The following is a 15,285-nucleotide window of genomic DNA, read 5'->3' as shown; positions in this document are numbered from 1 at the left end:
CCAACGCAGGCAAGCCCTTAGAATTTTCCGATAGCTACAAACAAAGGCAATATCGTGGCCGGCACCGCAGACACCACAGGCGAAGTAAGCATCACACCGGTTTCGGGCAAGGCCGACCGGACTGCCTTTGTGGACCTGGCCTATCGCATCAACGCAAGCGATCCCGCCTGGGTCCCGCCGCTGCGCATGGAAGCGATCGAGCTCATCACGCCGGGCAAGAACCCGTTCTTCGAGCATGCCGATGTCCAGCTGTTCCTCGCGCGCCGCGAAGGCAAAGTGGTGGGGCGCATCTCGGCGCATATCGATCATCTCGCCGTCGCCATGGACCCTGTGCAGGGCATGGGCCCCGGCACAGGCAACTGGGGCCTGCTCGAGGCGGAGGACGAGGCGACGGCCCGCGCACTGATCACCCGCGCCGAGGACTGGCTGCGCGAGAAGGGCATGAACCGCGTGCTCGCGCCCATCTCCATGTCGATCTGGGAAGAGCCGGGCCAGCTCGTGCGCGGTTTCGAGCAATCGCCCACCGTGATGATGGGTCACCAGAGCAAGCGCTACCCGGCCTATATCGAGGCGCTGGGCTATACCCATGCCAAGTCGCTGCTTACTTACGAGCTCGATATCACCAAGGAATTCCCGCCGCTGATCCAGCGCATTGTCACCTCGGGCGAAAAGAACCCGCGCATCCGCATCCGCGGCGTGGACAAGAGCAAGTTCGATTCCGAGGCCAAGCTGATCCTCGACATCCTCAACGATGCCTGGTCGGACAACTGGGGCTTCGTCCCCTTCACCGACACCGAGATCGCCTACGCCGGCAAGAAGTTCAAACCGATCGTGCGCGAGGATCTCATCATGATCGCCGAATACGATGGCGAGCCGGTGGCCTTCATGATGACACTGCCCGATCTCAACGAAGTGCTCAAACCCATGGGCGGCTCGCTGTTCCCGTTCAATTGGGCCAAGCTGCTGCTGTGGCTGCGCAATCCGCGCGTGCGCACCATGCGCGTGCCGCTGATGGGTGTGCGCAAGAAGCTTCAGGCCTCGCGCCTTGCCAGCCAGCTCGCCTTCATGATGATCGAATATATCCGCCGCAATTCGGTTGCGCGGTATGGTTCGACGCGCGGCGAGATCGGCTGGATCCTCGATGACAATCAGGGGATGGTCGCCATCGCCGACGCCATCGATAGCAAGGTCAACAAGGAATACGTGATCTACGGCAAGGGGCTTTAGGCGAACCTGCCGGTTCGGTTGCGGCACCGGCCCTAAGCGCGCTCTTTCGCGCGCTTCGCCAAAGAGACGCCTTGATCCCGCCACATGCGGGGTCCAGATACCAGCCCGAGATGGCTGACATGCCCGATCCCGAACCGGACACCGGCACCGCCGTGCCCCGCCTGCCCGACGAATGGGCGGGCGATGCGCGCGCGCGGCTGCAATCGGCGATCGTGCTGCTGCTGATGGCGGGGCTGTTTCTCGCGCTGCCCTTCGTGCTCTCGATCGGCGCGGTGGTGTTCCTGCCGCCGGTTACTGCAGTTGTCATCACCATCATTCTCGCCCCCATGGCTGACCGGCTGTGCCGCCTCGGCCTGCCCGACATGCTGACCTCGCTGCTCGCGATGCTGACGATGGCGGGCGTCATCGTGCTGGCGCTCGCGCTGATCCTCCAGCCCGCCTTCGCCATGGTCGATCAGGTGCCCGACATGCTGACGGTGGTCAGCCGCCGCTTTGCCGAATGGCGCGGCAATCTGGCGTGGATCAACGATTTCAACCGTCAGCTCGCGCGCCTCATGGGCCACAGCCCGCGCGAGGTCGTGCTCGCCAGTCCCTCGGTGATCGAGCAGGTCGCTTTCGCTACGCCGAGCGTGGTGCTCGAGACGCTGGTCACCCTGCTGATGAGCTTTTTCATGATCGAAACGCGCCTGCGGGTGCGCCGCCGCCTCGCCCGCGATGGCGACAGCGTGAACGCCTCGGTCCGCATTGCCCGCGTGATGCGCGATGTGCAGGACCGCGTGGCGGGCTATCTGCTCACCGTCGCGCTGATCAATCTCGGCGTCGGCGTGATCGTTGCGGGGGGCGCCTATGCCTTCGGCCTGAGCGCGCCGATCATGTGGGGCGGCCTTGCCTTCGTGTTCAATTTTCTGCCTTATCTCGGCCCGCTGGCGATGATGGCACTGCTGGGACTTGTCGGCCTCGGCACGGCGAGTTCCATGGCGGTGGGCATTGTGCCTGTGCTCGCCTTCCTCGCGCTCCATGCGATCGAAGCGAACTTCGTGACCCCCGCGATCCTCGGCGCGCGGTTGACGGTGAGTCCGGTCTCGATCCTCGTCGCGATCAGCTATTTCTCGTGGATCTGGGGCGTGCCCGGCGCGCTGCTTTCGGTGCCGATCCTGCTGATCATCGAAGCCTTGCTCGACAATCTCGGCCGCCCCAACGTGATCGGCTTCCTGCTGGGCGAACCGCTGTTCCGGCCCGCGCCGGCGATCAATCGCTAGCCTGCTCGTCCTCAAGGCCAGGCATCGCATCGACAACCGCAGTCACCGCGACGTCAAGCGTCACATTGCCTAGCGTGCGCATGAGATCGGGCAGCACTTCCACCGCCACCAGCAGCGCCAGCGGCCCGACCGGCACGCCCATCGCCAAAGCAATCGGCCCGCATGAGGTGACGAGGCTGATCGCGCCGGGCAGGCTGACCGCGCCGAAGCTCATCACCGAGGCGACCGCGAAGCCCGCCACCATGTGCCAGGTATCGACCGGCACGCCGAGCCAGTGCGCGAGGTAGATCGCGACGGCGAAGTTCATCGCCGGGCCCGTCCCGCGAAACAGCGCAACCGCGAGCGGCAGGGTGAACTCGGCGGCGCGGTCGCGGATGCCGAGCTGGCGGCAGGCGCCGAGCATGGCGGGAAGCGAGGCGAGCGAGGACTGCGTCGATAGCGCCAGCGCCTGCGCCGGGATCACCGCGCGGGCAAAGGCGCCCAGCGGCTGGCGGCCGAACAGCACGGCAATGGGATAGGCGCTGAGGAACATTACCGTCCCGGTCAGCGTCACGATCAGCACATAATGCGCCAGCGCCCCGATGGCCGCCGCGCCGGTGTGCGCCGCCACCGCGAAGCTCAGGGCGAACACGCCGACCGGGGCGGTCCACAGGATCCAGCCGACCACGATCAGCGTCGCCCCGCCTACGCCTTCGAAGAACGTCAGCAAGCTGTCACGCTGGCGCAGCCCGAGCCGCGCTGCCGCGACGGCGAAGGCCGCGGTGAACAGCAGCAGCGGCAGGATCGCGTCGTTCGCCGCCGCGGCAAAGACATTGGCCGGCACGAACGAAGCGACGAAATCGCCCGCGCCCGGCAGGGGTCCGGCCTCCTGCGAAATGGCCGCAGACATGCTCGACCGCAGAGCTTCTGCCGCGCCCGGCGGGCTCGGGATCAGCGCGAGCAGCGCGGGCACCACGAAAGCGGCCATCGCCGAGCCGCCCGCAAGGACAAGATAGAACCAGCCCAGCGCCCGCCGCGCCATCGCGCCCGCTCGCGCCGCTGCCACGGTTTGCACCATGCCCATGAACAGCAGCGAGACAACGAGCGGGATGATCGTTGCCCTGAGCGCGCGCAGCCACATGTCGCCCAGCGGTTCCGCCACCGCCAGCACCGGCGCCAGCGCACCCGGCGCGCGCATGGTGAGCAGAAGACCCAGGCCCAGGCCCGCGATCAGCCCCACGAAGGTCCACAAAGTGGGCACACGGGTGATCTCGGGGAGGGTACTGGAGGAACCCGCTGCGCCGGCGGATGACGTATCGTTAATCGCTTGGTTCATGGGTCGGTGACATTAAGCGTGTAGGGGCATATGGCAATCCGCGCCGCACAGGCGCTTCTGACAGGGAATAGTTTCAGCCAATGGCACGCAAGTTCTTCGGTACTGACGGGATCCGGGGCCGGACCAACGCCGGGGTCATGACAGCGGCAACCGCGATGAAAGTCGGCCAGGCCGCCGGCACCTACTTCCTGCGCGGCGATCACCGCCACCGCGTGGTGATCGGCAAGGACACCCGCCTTTCGGGCTACATGCTGGAAAACGCGATGACCGCGGGCTTCACCAGCGTCGGCATGGACGTCGTGCTCCTGGGGCCGATGCCCACGCCCGCCGTCGCGCTGCTGACGCGCGAGATGCGCGCCGATGTCGGCGTGATGATCTCGGCCAGCCACAATCCGTTCGAGGATAATGGCATCAAGCTGTTCGGCCCCGACGGCTTCAAGCTTTCGGACGAGGACGAGCTCGCCATCGAGGCGATGCTTGAGCAAGAGCTGCCGCTCGCCGATGCGAACGACGTCGGCCGCGCCCGCCGCATCGAGGATGCGCGCGGCCGCTATATTCACGCGGTGAAGGGCTCGCTCCCGCACAACGTCCGGCTCGATGGCCTGCGCATCGTGGTCGATTGCGCGAATGGCGCGGCCTACCACGTGGCCCCCTCGGCGCTTTGGGAACTTGGCGCCGAAGTGATCGCCATCGGCGTCGAGCCCAACGGCAAGAACATCAACGCCGGGGTCGGCTCGACGCACCTCGATGCGCTGAAGGCCCGCGTGCGCGAAGTGCGCGCCGATATCGGCATCGCGCTCGATGGCGATGCGGACCGGCTGATCGTGGTCGACGAGAAGGGCGCGAGCGTCGACGGCGACCAGATCATGGCGCTGATCGGCGGGCGCCTCCACGCGCAGGGCAAGCTGCGGGGCGGCGGCGTGGTCGCGACTGTCATGTCGAACCTTGGGCTGGAGCGCTATCTGAACGGTCTCGGCCTCGAACTCGCACGCACCGCGGTCGGCGACCGCTACGTGCTCGAGAAGATGCGCGAAGGCGGCTACAACGTCGGCGGCGAGCAATCGGGCCACATGATCCTGACCGACCACGGCACGACCGGCGATGGCACCGTGGCGGCGCTGCAGGTCCTCGCCGCGCTGGTCGCTTCGGGCAAGCCCGCCAGCGAAACGCTGCACCTGTTCGATCCTGTCCCGCAACTGCTCAAGAATGTGCGCTTCGCCGGGGGCAAGCCGCTGGAGGCGGAGAGCGTGAAGGCCGCGATTGCCGAGGCCGAAGCCCAGCTTGCCGGGCGTGGCCGCCTTGTCATCCGCCCCTCGGGCACTGAGCCCGTGATCCGCGTCATGGCCGAAGGTGACGACGCGCGCGAGGTGGCGCAAGTGGTTGATGCGATTTGCGATGCGGTGCGCAAGGCCGCCTGAGGAGAACCTGCATGCTCGAAATGCGCCCCGATTGCGAACGCTGCGGCACCGACCTTCCGGCCGAGGCCCCTGGCGCGTTCATCTGTTCGTTCGAATGCACTTTCTGCGCCGAATGCGCCGAAGCGCTCGATGATCGCTGCCCCAACTGCGGCGGCGAACTGATGGACCGCCCCAGCCGCGCCAAGCCCCTGCACACCAAGTATCCGCCATCGACGGTGCGAAAATTCAAGGGATGAGCGCGCCCCGCGTCCTGTCCATCGCCGGTTCGGATTCAGGTGGCGGCGCCGGCATCCAGGCCGACATCAAGACGATCACCATGCTCGGCGGCTATGCGATGACCGCCGTGACGGCCCTCACCGCGCAGAACACGACCGGCGTGCGCCTGATCGAGGCCGCCAGCCCCGCGATGGTTGCCGCGCAGATCGATGCCTGTACGGGCGATCTCGGCGTCGATGCGGTCAAGATCGGGATGCTCGGCTCGCCCGAGATTGCTGTGTTGGTCGCGGAACGGCTGGAGCAGCTCAAAGTCCCTATCGTGTTCGATCCAGTGATGATCGCCACCAGCGGTGCCGCGCTGGCGGATGACGCCACCATCGCCGCGTTCGAACGGCTCATGGCGCTCGCCACACTGACGACGCCCAACGTGCCCGAACTGGCCGCGCTGGGCGGTGAAGCGGCGCTGCGTGCGCGCGGCATTGCCTGGCTCGGCAAGGGCGGCGATGCCGAAGGACCCGAAGTGACCGACCGGCTTGCCGTGCCCGGCACTGAGGACGTGGTGTGGACCGCGCCGCGCATCGAAACGCGCCACACACACGGTACCGGCTGCACGCTTTCGAGCGCAATCGCCACCCACCTCGCCCGCGGGCTGTCCCTCGCCGATGCGGTGGCGCAGGCCCGCCAGTTCGTCCGCGCCGCCCTCACCGCCGCCCCCGGCTTCGGCGCCGGGCACGGGCCGCTCGGGCACTATGCCGTGCTGCGGTCCTGATCCCAGTCCGCCGCGTCCAGCACGAGATAGACGCTGTCGCACCACTGCTCGCCCACCAGCCAGGTGTGCGCCTGCCGGTGCGTCTCGCGAAAGCCCAGCCGCGCCAGCAACCCCAGCGAGGCCGCATTGCGCGGATCGACATCGGCCTGAATGCGCGGCAGGTGATGGACGGCAAAGGCCCGCGCGATCACCGCCGTCAAAGCCTCGCGCATCAGCCCGCGGCCCCAGCAGGCGGGATCGAGCAGGTAGCCGATCTCCGGAAAGCGATAGAGCCCCGCCTTGCCGATCAGGCGGCCCTCATGCTCCAGCGCGAAGTCCTCGCCGTCCCCCGCCGGGATCGTCATCATGCCATCGAGGAAGTCCGCCGTCGCCGCGAGCGTATCATGCGGCGGGGTCGACCAGTAGGCCATCGCGCGCGGCTGGCGCATGATGGCGTGCAAGGCGTCAAGGTCATCGGCCCGGGCCGGTCTTAGCAGCAGACGCTCCGTCCGGATCTCCACCAAGGCGATTAGTCCAGATCGAGCCCGTAGAAGGCGGTGATATGGCCCCAGGCTTCCTCCGCCGTCTCGACCACGTGGAACAGGCCAAGGTCCGCCGGGCTGATTACCCCTTCCTCGGCCAGCGCGGCAAAGTTCACCACCCGGCCCCAGAAATCCGCACCGAACAGCAGGATCGGGATCGGCTGCATCTTGCCGGTCTGGATCAGGGTCAGCAGCTCGAACAGCTCGTCGAAGGTGCCGAAGCCGCCCGGAAACGCCGCCACCGCCCGCGCGCGCAGCAGGAAATGCATCTTGCGCAGTGCGAAGTAATGGAACTGGAACGAGAGGTGCGGCGTCACATAGGCATTGGGCGTGTGTTCGTGCCGCAGCGTGATGTTGAGCCCGATCGATTCGGCGCCGACATCCGCCGCGCCGCGATTGGCCGCTTCCATGATCGAAGGGCCGCCGCCCGAGCAGATCACGAAGTGGCGCTTGCCGTCCTCCACCACCGCGCTGCGGCTGGCGATCTGTGCCAGCCGGCGCGCTTCCTCGTAATAGCGGGCCTTGGCGATCAGCCGCTCGGCGACCAGCCGCTTCTCAGGCGTCGTCGCCGCCGCCAGCACCGCATCCGCTTCTTCCGGTGCCGGGATGCGCGCTGAGCCGTACATCACGAGGGTCGAGCCGATCCCCGCTTCATCCAGCAGCATCTCCGGCTTCAGCAGCTCCAGCTGGAAGCGGATCGGCCGCAGTTCCTCCCGCAGCAGGAAGTCCGTGTCGCGGAACGCGAGCCGGTAGGCCGGATCCTGCTGCTGCGGAGTGACGTATTGGTGCGCCTCGACAAAGCCGGCTTCCTGCTCGGCCTTGTAGAATTTGCGGTGGGAGAGCTCGTGAGCGATTTCTTCTTCGGTCATGGTCTGGATGTCGCAAGCGGCGCACCAAATCGCAATGGGCGATCCTTCCGGCGTGCCATTTCGCGCGCGAGAGAATGCGCCGAACCGGGCCGATCCCGGTGCCACAGCCCCCTGTCGGCGGCATGAACGGTCACGGGTTGTGGAGGGGTGGCTTTGCAGCGAAATTTTTCTGCTGCGCCCCGGAAGGAAATCGCGCGGTCCTGACTCTTGGTCACCGGCGCATGAAGCGCATCCAGATTTTTGACGCGGCGAGTTTGACGAGCGCAAGGTAGGTGACAGCGTGCTGTTCGAAGCGGGTGGCGATGGCGCGGAAGTGTTTGAGCTTGTTGAAGAAGCGCTCGACCATGTTGCGATAGCGGTAGAGGCGCGTCGCTGTCATAGCCGCGTTCGGCAAGCAGCACATCTCCATTGCCGAGGGTCGCAAGCATGTCTGCGGCGCTGCGACCGTCATGCGCTGGCCGGGCTTTAGCTTGAGCGTGATCGGCAGCCCGCGCGGCTTGTTCGGCAACAACGGAGCGATCACCGGCCACTCGAAATCCGACAACTCGTAGCGACGCTAGCTCATCCTCAACTCCCTTTCCGGGAGCTTGAATCAAACCTCACCCCGCATGGCTGGCGACTTATGAGTGCACGACCTGGTCGAGGGGAGCGCTGCCACGATGGCTGCCGCGGAAATGCTGGCAAGACCCATCAACGCTGCGACCAGGACAAGCGAAACTCCCATCGCGAACAGCGCGCCGCCGATCACCGGGCCCAGCGCCGCGCCGAAGCGGCCTACCCCGATGACGAAGCCGACCCCGCCGCTGCGGATTTCGGGCGGGAAGGAGATCGCCGCAAGCGCGTAGATACCCACCATTGCGCCATTCGCCCAGAAGCTTGCAGCGACCGAGGCATAGCGCATCAGATCGAGCGAACCGCTCTGCAGGCCGAACACGACATAGCCGCAGCCAGAACCGAGCAGGAACACGATGAGCAGCAGGCGTGGCTGCGCACGGAGCAGGATGAGGCTGAACACAAGGCCGCCGATCAGTCCGCCGATGTTGACCGCGATCAGCGCGGCGCTGCCGGTCGTCGCCGGATAGCCCATGTCGACCACGATCTTGGGCAGCCATTTCAGCAGGAAATAGACCGCGAGAATGTGCAGGAAATAGGCCGCTGTCAGCGCGAGTGTGACGAACGCCATCTTGCCCTCGAACAGTCTGGCGATGGCCACCCTGCTGGCCTTGGCTCTCGCGGCGGGAAGGCAGTCCAGCGCGGCATGGCCGAGCCGCGCCAGCGCGCGGTTCACCCGCGCCAATGCATCGGGCGCACGTGCCGCGAGCAGGAAATCGGGCGATTCCGGCAAGAGCGCGAGGACCAGCGGCAAGCTCAGCGCCGTCACGCTGGCCCCGAACAGAAAGATCATGCGCCACCCGCCGCCGGCCAGCATCGGCATGATGATCGTGCCGCCGATGATGCCGCCCAGCGGAAAGCCCGCCGCCATCAGCGCGACGGCGGTGCCGCGTGCACGGCGGTTGGCATATTCGGAAACCAGCGCGTTGCTGGTCGAAAGCATGCCGCCGATTCCGAACCCCGTCGCCAGCCGGGTCAGCGCCAGCGCGGTCACTGTTCCGGCTTGCGTGGTCGCCGCCATGCCGATTGCCATGATGGCAAGGCAGACAAGCACCATCGGGCGCCGCCCGATGCGGTCCGCCACCTGGCCCAGCAGGATCGAGCCCGCCGCCATCCCGATCAGTTCCATCGAGAGAACCCAGCCGAGCACGGCGTTGTCCAGCCCCCATTCCGCCGCGATGCCTGGCCCGGCAAAGCTCATCGACAGCACATCGAACCCGTCGAGCGCGTTGAGCAGCACGCACATGGCGATGGCGATGGCCTGCCGCGCGGTCAGCGGCGCATCGAGCAAGAGCGAGCCGGATCCTTCCTCACCCGCATCGCCCGCAATGGCCGTCAAGCGCCGACCCCTTCGCCAAGCGCCGTGCAGACCTCGTCGGTCAGCACGTTCTTGACGCACAGATCGGCCATGATCGACAGCGCCATTTCGTGATAGGCGCGGTTATGGTCGGCCGATCCGTCGGCCACGAAAAACACCTTGATATCGCGCATATAGGCATCCGCCGCAGTCAGCAGGCAGCCATGGTGGCAGTAAACCCCGCACAAGATCAACTGGTCGATCCCCCGTTCGGCAAGCCGTGCCGCCAGCCCGGTCTTGAAAAAGGCGCTGTAGCGGGCCTTCTCGATGTAGAGATCGCGCTCGTCCATCTCCAGTTCCGGTATGATCGCGGCATCGTCCGGGCGGTTGCCGGAATAGCCGCCAATGCCCGGCCCCCACATGTCATAGGCAAGGCCGCGCATTTCGCGCGTGTCGCCATAGCGCCCGCCAGAGAAGATCGCGGGTATGCCTGCGCGCCGCGCGGCTGACCGCAGCCGCAGGATATTGGCGATCATCGGGCCCGGATCTTCGAAGCGGCGGATCCAGTAATTCTGTGCATCGTGGATGAACAAGGCGGCGCGGCGCGGGTCGATCGCCCAATCGACGCGGTTGAACTTGAGCATTTCCGCGCCGGGGAGCGGATAGGGCGCAATCCGGGGCACTTCCCGTGTCGTGGCGGATGCTGCGTGAATGGCCATGATCCTGTGCTGCCTGGCGGATGTTTGCCCTGTCGCGGTCCAAAGTGGCGGCACAAGTCGATGCTGTCGAATACGATTGATGCGGTCAAAGATAATGATAGGTTATCGATATGATGAGCCTTCGCCAGATCGAGGTGTTCCGTGCGGTGATGGTCGCGGGCACCCTCCATGGCGCGGCCGGCATCCTGCATGTGTCGCAGCCCGGCCTCAGCCGTCTGATTCGCCATGTCGAGGACAAGCTGGGTGTGGCGCTGTTTGATCGGCGCAAGGGGCGGCTCGTCCCCACGGCCGAGGCGCAGACCCTGTTTGCCGAAATCGAGCCGATCTATCGCCAGATCGAGCAGATGAAGTCCGCGACCGATCGCATCGGTAAAGGTGAGGGCCACACGCTCAAGATCGCCGCCTCGCCGAGTCTAGGACGCTACATCATCCCGCACGTGCTTGCCACGATGGCTGCCGACAAGCCGCTGATGCCGGCGCAGTTCGATGTGCTCTCGACCGATCAGGTCGTCGATTATCTCACCTGGCGCTATGGTGAGGCGGTCGTCACGATCTTTCCCGTCGAACACCCGATGGTGACCTCGACGATCGTCGGCAGCGGCGGACTGGTCGCGATCCTGCCGTGCGATCATGTGCTGGCCGAACAGGCCACCATCAACCCGCGCGATCTTGCCCCGTTCGATCTGATCGGGTTTGAAACCAGCACACCGCACGGCAGCATCATCGCGCAATCGTTCGAGAAAGCGGGGACGACCTATCGCCCGCGCACCATCATCCGCTTTGCGGAAACGGCCTGTGCGCTGGTCGAGTTCGGCCTTGGCGTCTCGGTGGTGGATCAGTTCACCACCACGGGCGATGTCTACCCGCGTCTGGTCGTACGTCCGCTCGATATCTCCGCCGGCATGAAGATCTATCTGAATACAAACAGCACCGTCGCGTCCTCGGTCGCGCTGCGCACGTTCGAGGGCGCCTTGCGCCGTTCTATTGCGACGCTCGGGCTCGGTTCAGAAAGGGATTGATCAGGGCCGCGAGCCGTTCCGGCTGATCATAGGCCGCGCAGTGCGCTGCCCCGGCGACGGCTGCGGCCGTGCCGCCGGGAAACGCCGCGGCGACCCTTGCCGCCGCGCCTTCCGGCAGAATGTCGAATTCCCCGCCAAGCGCCAGAACCGGCATGTCGGCCGCGCGCAAGGCCTGCTCGCCAAGCGGCTTCGCCGCGGCCGCGGACAGCAGGCTGCTTCGCAGCGCGTCCGGGCTCGCCCGGCAGCCATCCTCAACCAGCGCGGCGATTTCCGCATCGCTCAAGCTGCCGGGGCGATAATAGCGCGGTATCAACCGGCGCAGCGCCGCCGCCCGTGAAGCTGCATCCCGGATCGACCCGATCAGCGCCCTCGTGGCTTCGGTCAGCGTGAAGGTCTCCGCGCGCGACTGGGTGCTCAACAGCACCATCGCCGCCACGCCGGACGGGCGCGTCACGGCCACTTCCTGCGCGATCAGGCCGCCATAGGAATGGCCGATGATCACCAGCCCCCCGCGCCCCGCGATCCGATCGACAAGCAGCCGGACATCGGCAACATGCTGCGCGAAATCGGCCAGTTCGCCTTCGCCTTGCGACGCCCCGAAGCCCCGCAAGTCCGGGCTGATGATGAAATCCGCGTCGAGCAATGGCGCGAAGCGGGTCCAGAATCGCGATGAACTTCCCCATCCGTGCAGGAGGATGGCGCAGGCAAAGGAGCGGGGATGCTGATCGGTCCGGCTGATTGCGCGGCAGTTCAGGCCGGGACGCGGCAAGGTGGCAGTGGGCGCGGCCTTGTCGGCGCCCCCGTCGTCCCCCATCGCGGTCTGTCGCAGCAAGCGTTCCATCACATTATTGGAAGCAGCGATGGCAAACGCCCGCCAATACCATGTTCGCTCGTGTGATACCTTCAGGTTATCAAACGGCGTAATCAATGTATTTCGTGCTACATATCTGGCGAACTAGGCTTCCTGAAATGACCGCAAAACGGGTCGTTGCATCAGGAGGGGGTTATGAGAAAGCGCACCGAAACTGCCATGGCACTCGCGTCGGCAGTGATCGCGATCATGGCGGCCACAGCGCAGCCCGCCCGCGCCCAGACCAATCCGCCTGCAGAAACGACTGCGCCCGATGCTGATAAGGACAGCGTAGGCATCGTCGTGACGGGCACCCGCATCAGGAGCCCCAACGACACTTCGACCCAGCCGGTCAGCGCCATAACTGGCGCGGACATCCAGAGCCGGGGCGTCATCACCGTGTCGGATGCGGTCAACGAACTGCCCCAGTTCGGCAACGCCTTCGGCGGCCAGAATCAGGACATCAACAGCGCCAATGCCGGCTTCAACATCGGCACGGAGCTCATCAACCTGCGCAATCTCGGCCCGCAGCGGACGCTGGTGCTGGTTAACGGGCGCCGGCATGTTGCGGGCGATCCGGGCACGAGCGCGGTCGACCTCAATTCGATTCCTGCCGGCATGATCGACCGTGTCGACGTGGTGACCGGCGCGAACTCGGCGGTCTATGGTGCCGACGCGGTCTCGGGTGTCGTCAATATCATCCTCCGCCGCAAGTTCGACGGCACCGAGGCCAACGTTCGCGCCGGCATTACGAGTGAAGGCGACGGGCGGGAGCTGAGCGGCGGGATCGTCCACGGCGGCAAGCTCGGCGATCGGCTGCGCTATCTCGCGGCCGTCGAGTATTCGGATCGCGGGCCGATCTTCGGGCGCGATCGATCCTGGGTGGAAGGCGACGGGGCGACCAACCGGTTCGGCTTCTCCACTGGCTCGGCCGCTGTCGAAAGCGGTCCGTTCACCACCAATGTTGGCGCGTTCGTGATCACCCCAACCGGCACGATCCCCTGGACGACCGGCGCGACCGGACCGGCCTATCGCTATCAGCGCGTGTTCGATCGCAACCTGCAAACGGCCAACCGCCGCTTTGTCGCCTCGGGCAAGCTTGATTACGAAGTGTCGAGCAGCCTCAACGTGTTCTGGGAAGGCAGCTATGCCAACACCAAGGCGGAAGTGAACTTCGAACCGCAGTTCTTCTTCTTCCGCTCGGTCAATGCGGCGCAGTTCGATTTGCCGCCCGTGCCGACCACCAATCCGTTCTTGGCGCCGTTCCTGAACTCGGTCGGCGCGACAGCGCTGATCGGCGGCACCGGCACGACCCGGCGCGTGACGCAATACGGCACGCGCTACGCCAAAGTCGATCGCGACCTCTATCGCACCGCCATCGGGATCAACGGCACGCTCGGGCGGTTCGATTTCGAGGCCTATTATCAGTATGGCCGGGTCAAGGCGACGCAGGAGGACGGGCCTTCGATCGATCGCAATCGCATCGCGGCCGCGCTCAACAATTGCGCTTTGGGCGACGGCGTCTACGGCCTTGCCGGAGTGGATTACCAGGCGCTCGGCTGCACTCCGTTCAATCCGTTCGGCAATGGCAATCTCAGCCAGCAGTTCATCAACTACACGCTCATTCCCAACGTCAAGTCGACCACCACCAACGAACAGCATGTCGTGTCCGGATATCTCTCCGGCAATCTTTTCCCGCTGTTCGGATCAAATCTCAAGGCGGTGCTGGGCGGCGAATATCGGCGCGAAAGCACGTCCACGAACGTCCATCCCTCGTTGCGGGACCGCTCGAACGGCATCCGGCAGATCACCGCGACGCAGGGCAGCACCGAGGTGGCGGAAGTGTTCGGCGAGTTGCGCCTGCCGCTGCTCGACGACAAGCTCGAGCTCGGCGGATCGGCGCGCTATTCCGATTACAACACAGTGGGCGGCCAGTTCACCTGGGGTGTCAACGGCTCGTTCCAACCCGTCCCCTTCATGCGTCTGCGCGCGTCCTACGGGGTCGCCATCCGCGCGCCCAATGTCAACGAACTGTTCTCGGCCGTCAGCGATACGACCGGCACGCTGCGCGATCCTTGCGCCAATGATTTCAACAACAACGGCATTGCCGATGCCGGGCTCGTCGTGCCGTCTGCGTGCACCACGCTGCTTGGCAGCAGCTATGTGATCACCGAGGACCCATCGACGGGTTCGGTCATCCGCCTCCGCCGCGGCGGCAACAACGCGCTGCAGCCTGAAACCGCCAAGACGTTCACGGTCGGCACGATCTTCTCGGTGCCGTCGGCGCTGGGGCTCAATCTCTCGGTCGACTATTACCGCATCCGCCTGTCCAACGTGATCGGCTCGCTGGTGCCGAACATCGTCGTCTCGCAGTGCTATGGCACCAATCCCGATGCGGCGCAGTTCTGCCCCTTCATCACGCGGGCATCCGGCGGGCAATTGCAGGCGATCACCACGCAGCTGTTCAACATCTCGCGCGAGGAAGTGAGCGGCATCGACGTGCAGGCCCGCGCCGCCACCTCGATCGGTGCGCTGAAGATCGCCTTCAACGTGAACTATGCGCACTTGTTCAAGCGCTCGCGCACCGATTTTGCCGGCGCGACGCCGCTCGATCTGACCGGACGTATCGACGCGATCGCCGATCAGGCCAATGCGACGACCGCCTTCTCGCTCGGTCCGGTCAATCTGGCCTATTCGGCGCGCATTCTGGGCGCGACGCTCAAGGGCAACAGCCCAGCCAATCTCGCCGATCCCAATAACCGCATCCCGATCTACTGGTACCATGATCTGCAGATCTCGTTCCAGGCGGGCAAGCGGTTCACCCTCGACCTCGGCGTGAAGAACCTCACCGACAAGGATCCGCCGATCATCACTGAATTCTCGAACTCGGGGCTGATCGGCAGTGGCGGCATCACGGCAGGCGGCCTCTACGATGTGCGCGGCCGGTTCCTTTACGTTCAGGCTCGCACCAGGTTCTGATCGGGCCCGGCGGGATGTCTGATCGGATTGCCATGATCGGTCATCCCGTCGCCGGGGTTAAGTCTCCCGCGCTCTTCAACGCCCGATTCGCCAGCTTGGGGCTGCCCATGCGCATGGAAACGGTCGATGTCCCGCCGGAGTGAGAACACCGGGAATAAAAGGGGCCACGGATCGGCCGGTAGCACCGGATTAAAAATGGGCCAGTCCTGCTAGAC

General features: G+C 65.6%; 13 protein-coding genes and 1 pseudogene. 7 read left to right on the top strand and 7 right to left on the bottom strand.

Annotation, left to right across the window (positions count from 1 at the left end; translation table 11 throughout):
- Positions 1-54: 54 nt before the first annotated feature.
- A complete protein-coding gene (locus K5Q19_RS14325; protein ID WP_292946346.1) occupies positions 55-1,227 on the top strand; it encodes an N-acetyltransferase in 1,173 nt (390 codons plus the stop codon).
- Between the two features lie 110 nt (positions 1,228-1,337).
- Complete coding sequence (locus K5Q19_RS14320; RefSeq protein WP_292946343.1) at positions 1,338-2,486, top strand: AI-2E family transporter; 1,149 nt, start codon at positions 1,338-1,340, stop codon at positions 2,484-2,486.
- Here K5Q19_RS14320 and K5Q19_RS14315 read toward each other — a convergent pair.
- A complete protein-coding gene (locus K5Q19_RS14315; RefSeq protein ID WP_292946341.1) occupies positions 2,476-3,801 on the bottom strand; it encodes a cation:dicarboxylase symporter family transporter in 1,326 nt (441 codons plus the stop codon). The genes K5Q19_RS14320 and K5Q19_RS14315 overlap by 11 nt on opposite strands.
- Positions 3,802-3,881: 80 nt before the next feature.
- Here K5Q19_RS14315 and glmM point away from each other — a divergent pair, with 80 nt between their 5' ends.
- Genes glmM through thiD form a run of 3 tightly spaced genes read left to right on the top strand, consistent with a single transcriptional unit; the run spans position 3,882 to position 6,204 of the window.
- Positions 3,882-5,219, top strand: a complete 1,338-nt coding sequence (glmM, locus tag K5Q19_RS14310) for a phosphoglucosamine mutase (protein ID WP_292946338.1) — start codon at positions 3,882-3,884, stop codon at positions 5,217-5,219.
- Positions 5,220-5,230: 11 nt separating this feature from the next.
- Positions 5,231-5,455 (top strand): DUF1272 domain-containing protein, encoded by a 225-nt coding sequence (locus K5Q19_RS14305; RefSeq protein ID WP_292946335.1) that lies wholly within the window; start codon positions 5,231-5,233, stop codon positions 5,453-5,455.
- Positions 5,452-6,204, top strand: coding sequence for a bifunctional hydroxymethylpyrimidine kinase/phosphomethylpyrimidine kinase (thiD, locus tag K5Q19_RS14300; RefSeq protein WP_292946332.1), 753 nt, complete (start codon positions 5,452-5,454; stop codon positions 6,202-6,204). Before K5Q19_RS14305 ends, thiD begins: the two co-directional genes overlap by 4 nt.
- On the opposite strand, the gene K5Q19_RS14295 is transcribed toward thiD, so the two are convergent.
- From K5Q19_RS14295 to K5Q19_RS14275, 5 genes and pseudogenes are all read right to left on the bottom strand, one after another.
- The gene (locus tag K5Q19_RS14295) at positions 6,183-6,704 is read right to left on the bottom strand and encodes a GNAT family N-acetyltransferase (protein ID WP_365759657.1); all 522 of its coding nucleotides are present in this window, start codon (positions 6,702-6,704) and stop codon (positions 6,183-6,185) included. The two genes, thiD and K5Q19_RS14295, sit on opposite strands and share 22 nt — an antisense overlap.
- An 8-nt stretch (positions 6,705-6,712) precedes the next feature.
- A complete protein-coding gene (locus tag K5Q19_RS14290; RefSeq protein ID WP_292946326.1) occupies positions 6,713-7,594 on the bottom strand; it encodes an LOG family protein in 882 nt (293 codons plus the stop codon).
- A gap of 211 nt (positions 7,595-7,805) precedes the next feature.
- A pseudogene (locus K5Q19_RS14285) lies at positions 7,806-8,138 on the bottom strand (hypothetical protein).
- 48 nt (positions 8,139-8,186) lie between these two features.
- Positions 8,187-9,545, bottom strand: a complete 1,359-nt coding sequence (locus K5Q19_RS14280; RefSeq protein WP_292946322.1) for an MFS transporter — start codon at positions 9,543-9,545, stop codon at positions 8,187-8,189.
- Complete coding sequence (locus tag K5Q19_RS14275; RefSeq protein ID WP_292946319.1) at positions 9,542-10,222, bottom strand: isochorismatase family protein; 681 nt, start codon at positions 10,220-10,222, stop codon at positions 9,542-9,544. The genes K5Q19_RS14280 and K5Q19_RS14275 overlap by 4 nt, the downstream gene beginning before the upstream one ends.
- A 110-nt stretch (positions 10,223-10,332) precedes the next feature.
- On the opposite strand from K5Q19_RS14275, the gene K5Q19_RS14270 reads away from it, so the two are divergent.
- Positions 10,333-11,241, top strand: coding sequence for a LysR family transcriptional regulator (locus K5Q19_RS14270; protein ID WP_292946316.1), 909 nt, complete (start codon positions 10,333-10,335; stop codon positions 11,239-11,241).
- Here K5Q19_RS14270 and K5Q19_RS14265 read toward each other — a convergent pair.
- Positions 11,204-12,082 (bottom strand): alpha/beta fold hydrolase, encoded by an 879-nt coding sequence (locus K5Q19_RS14265; RefSeq protein ID WP_292946313.1) that lies wholly within the window; start codon positions 12,080-12,082, stop codon positions 11,204-11,206. The two genes, K5Q19_RS14270 and K5Q19_RS14265, sit on opposite strands and share 38 nt — an antisense overlap.
- Before the next feature lie 165 nt (positions 12,083-12,247).
- Here K5Q19_RS14265 and K5Q19_RS14260 point away from each other — a divergent pair, with 165 nt between their 5' ends.
- Positions 12,248-15,070, top strand: a complete 2,823-nt coding sequence (locus K5Q19_RS14260; RefSeq protein ID WP_292946310.1) for a TonB-dependent receptor — start codon at positions 12,248-12,250, stop codon at positions 15,068-15,070.
- Positions 15,071-15,285: the final 215 nt, after the last annotated feature.

Origin of the sequence: Novosphingobium sp. (assembly GCF_019748365.1) — a bacterium.
Classification (GTDB): domain Bacteria; phylum Pseudomonadota; class Alphaproteobacteria; order Sphingomonadales; family Sphingomonadaceae; genus Novosphingobium.
This window is presented reverse-complemented; position numbering and strand designations above follow the sequence as displayed.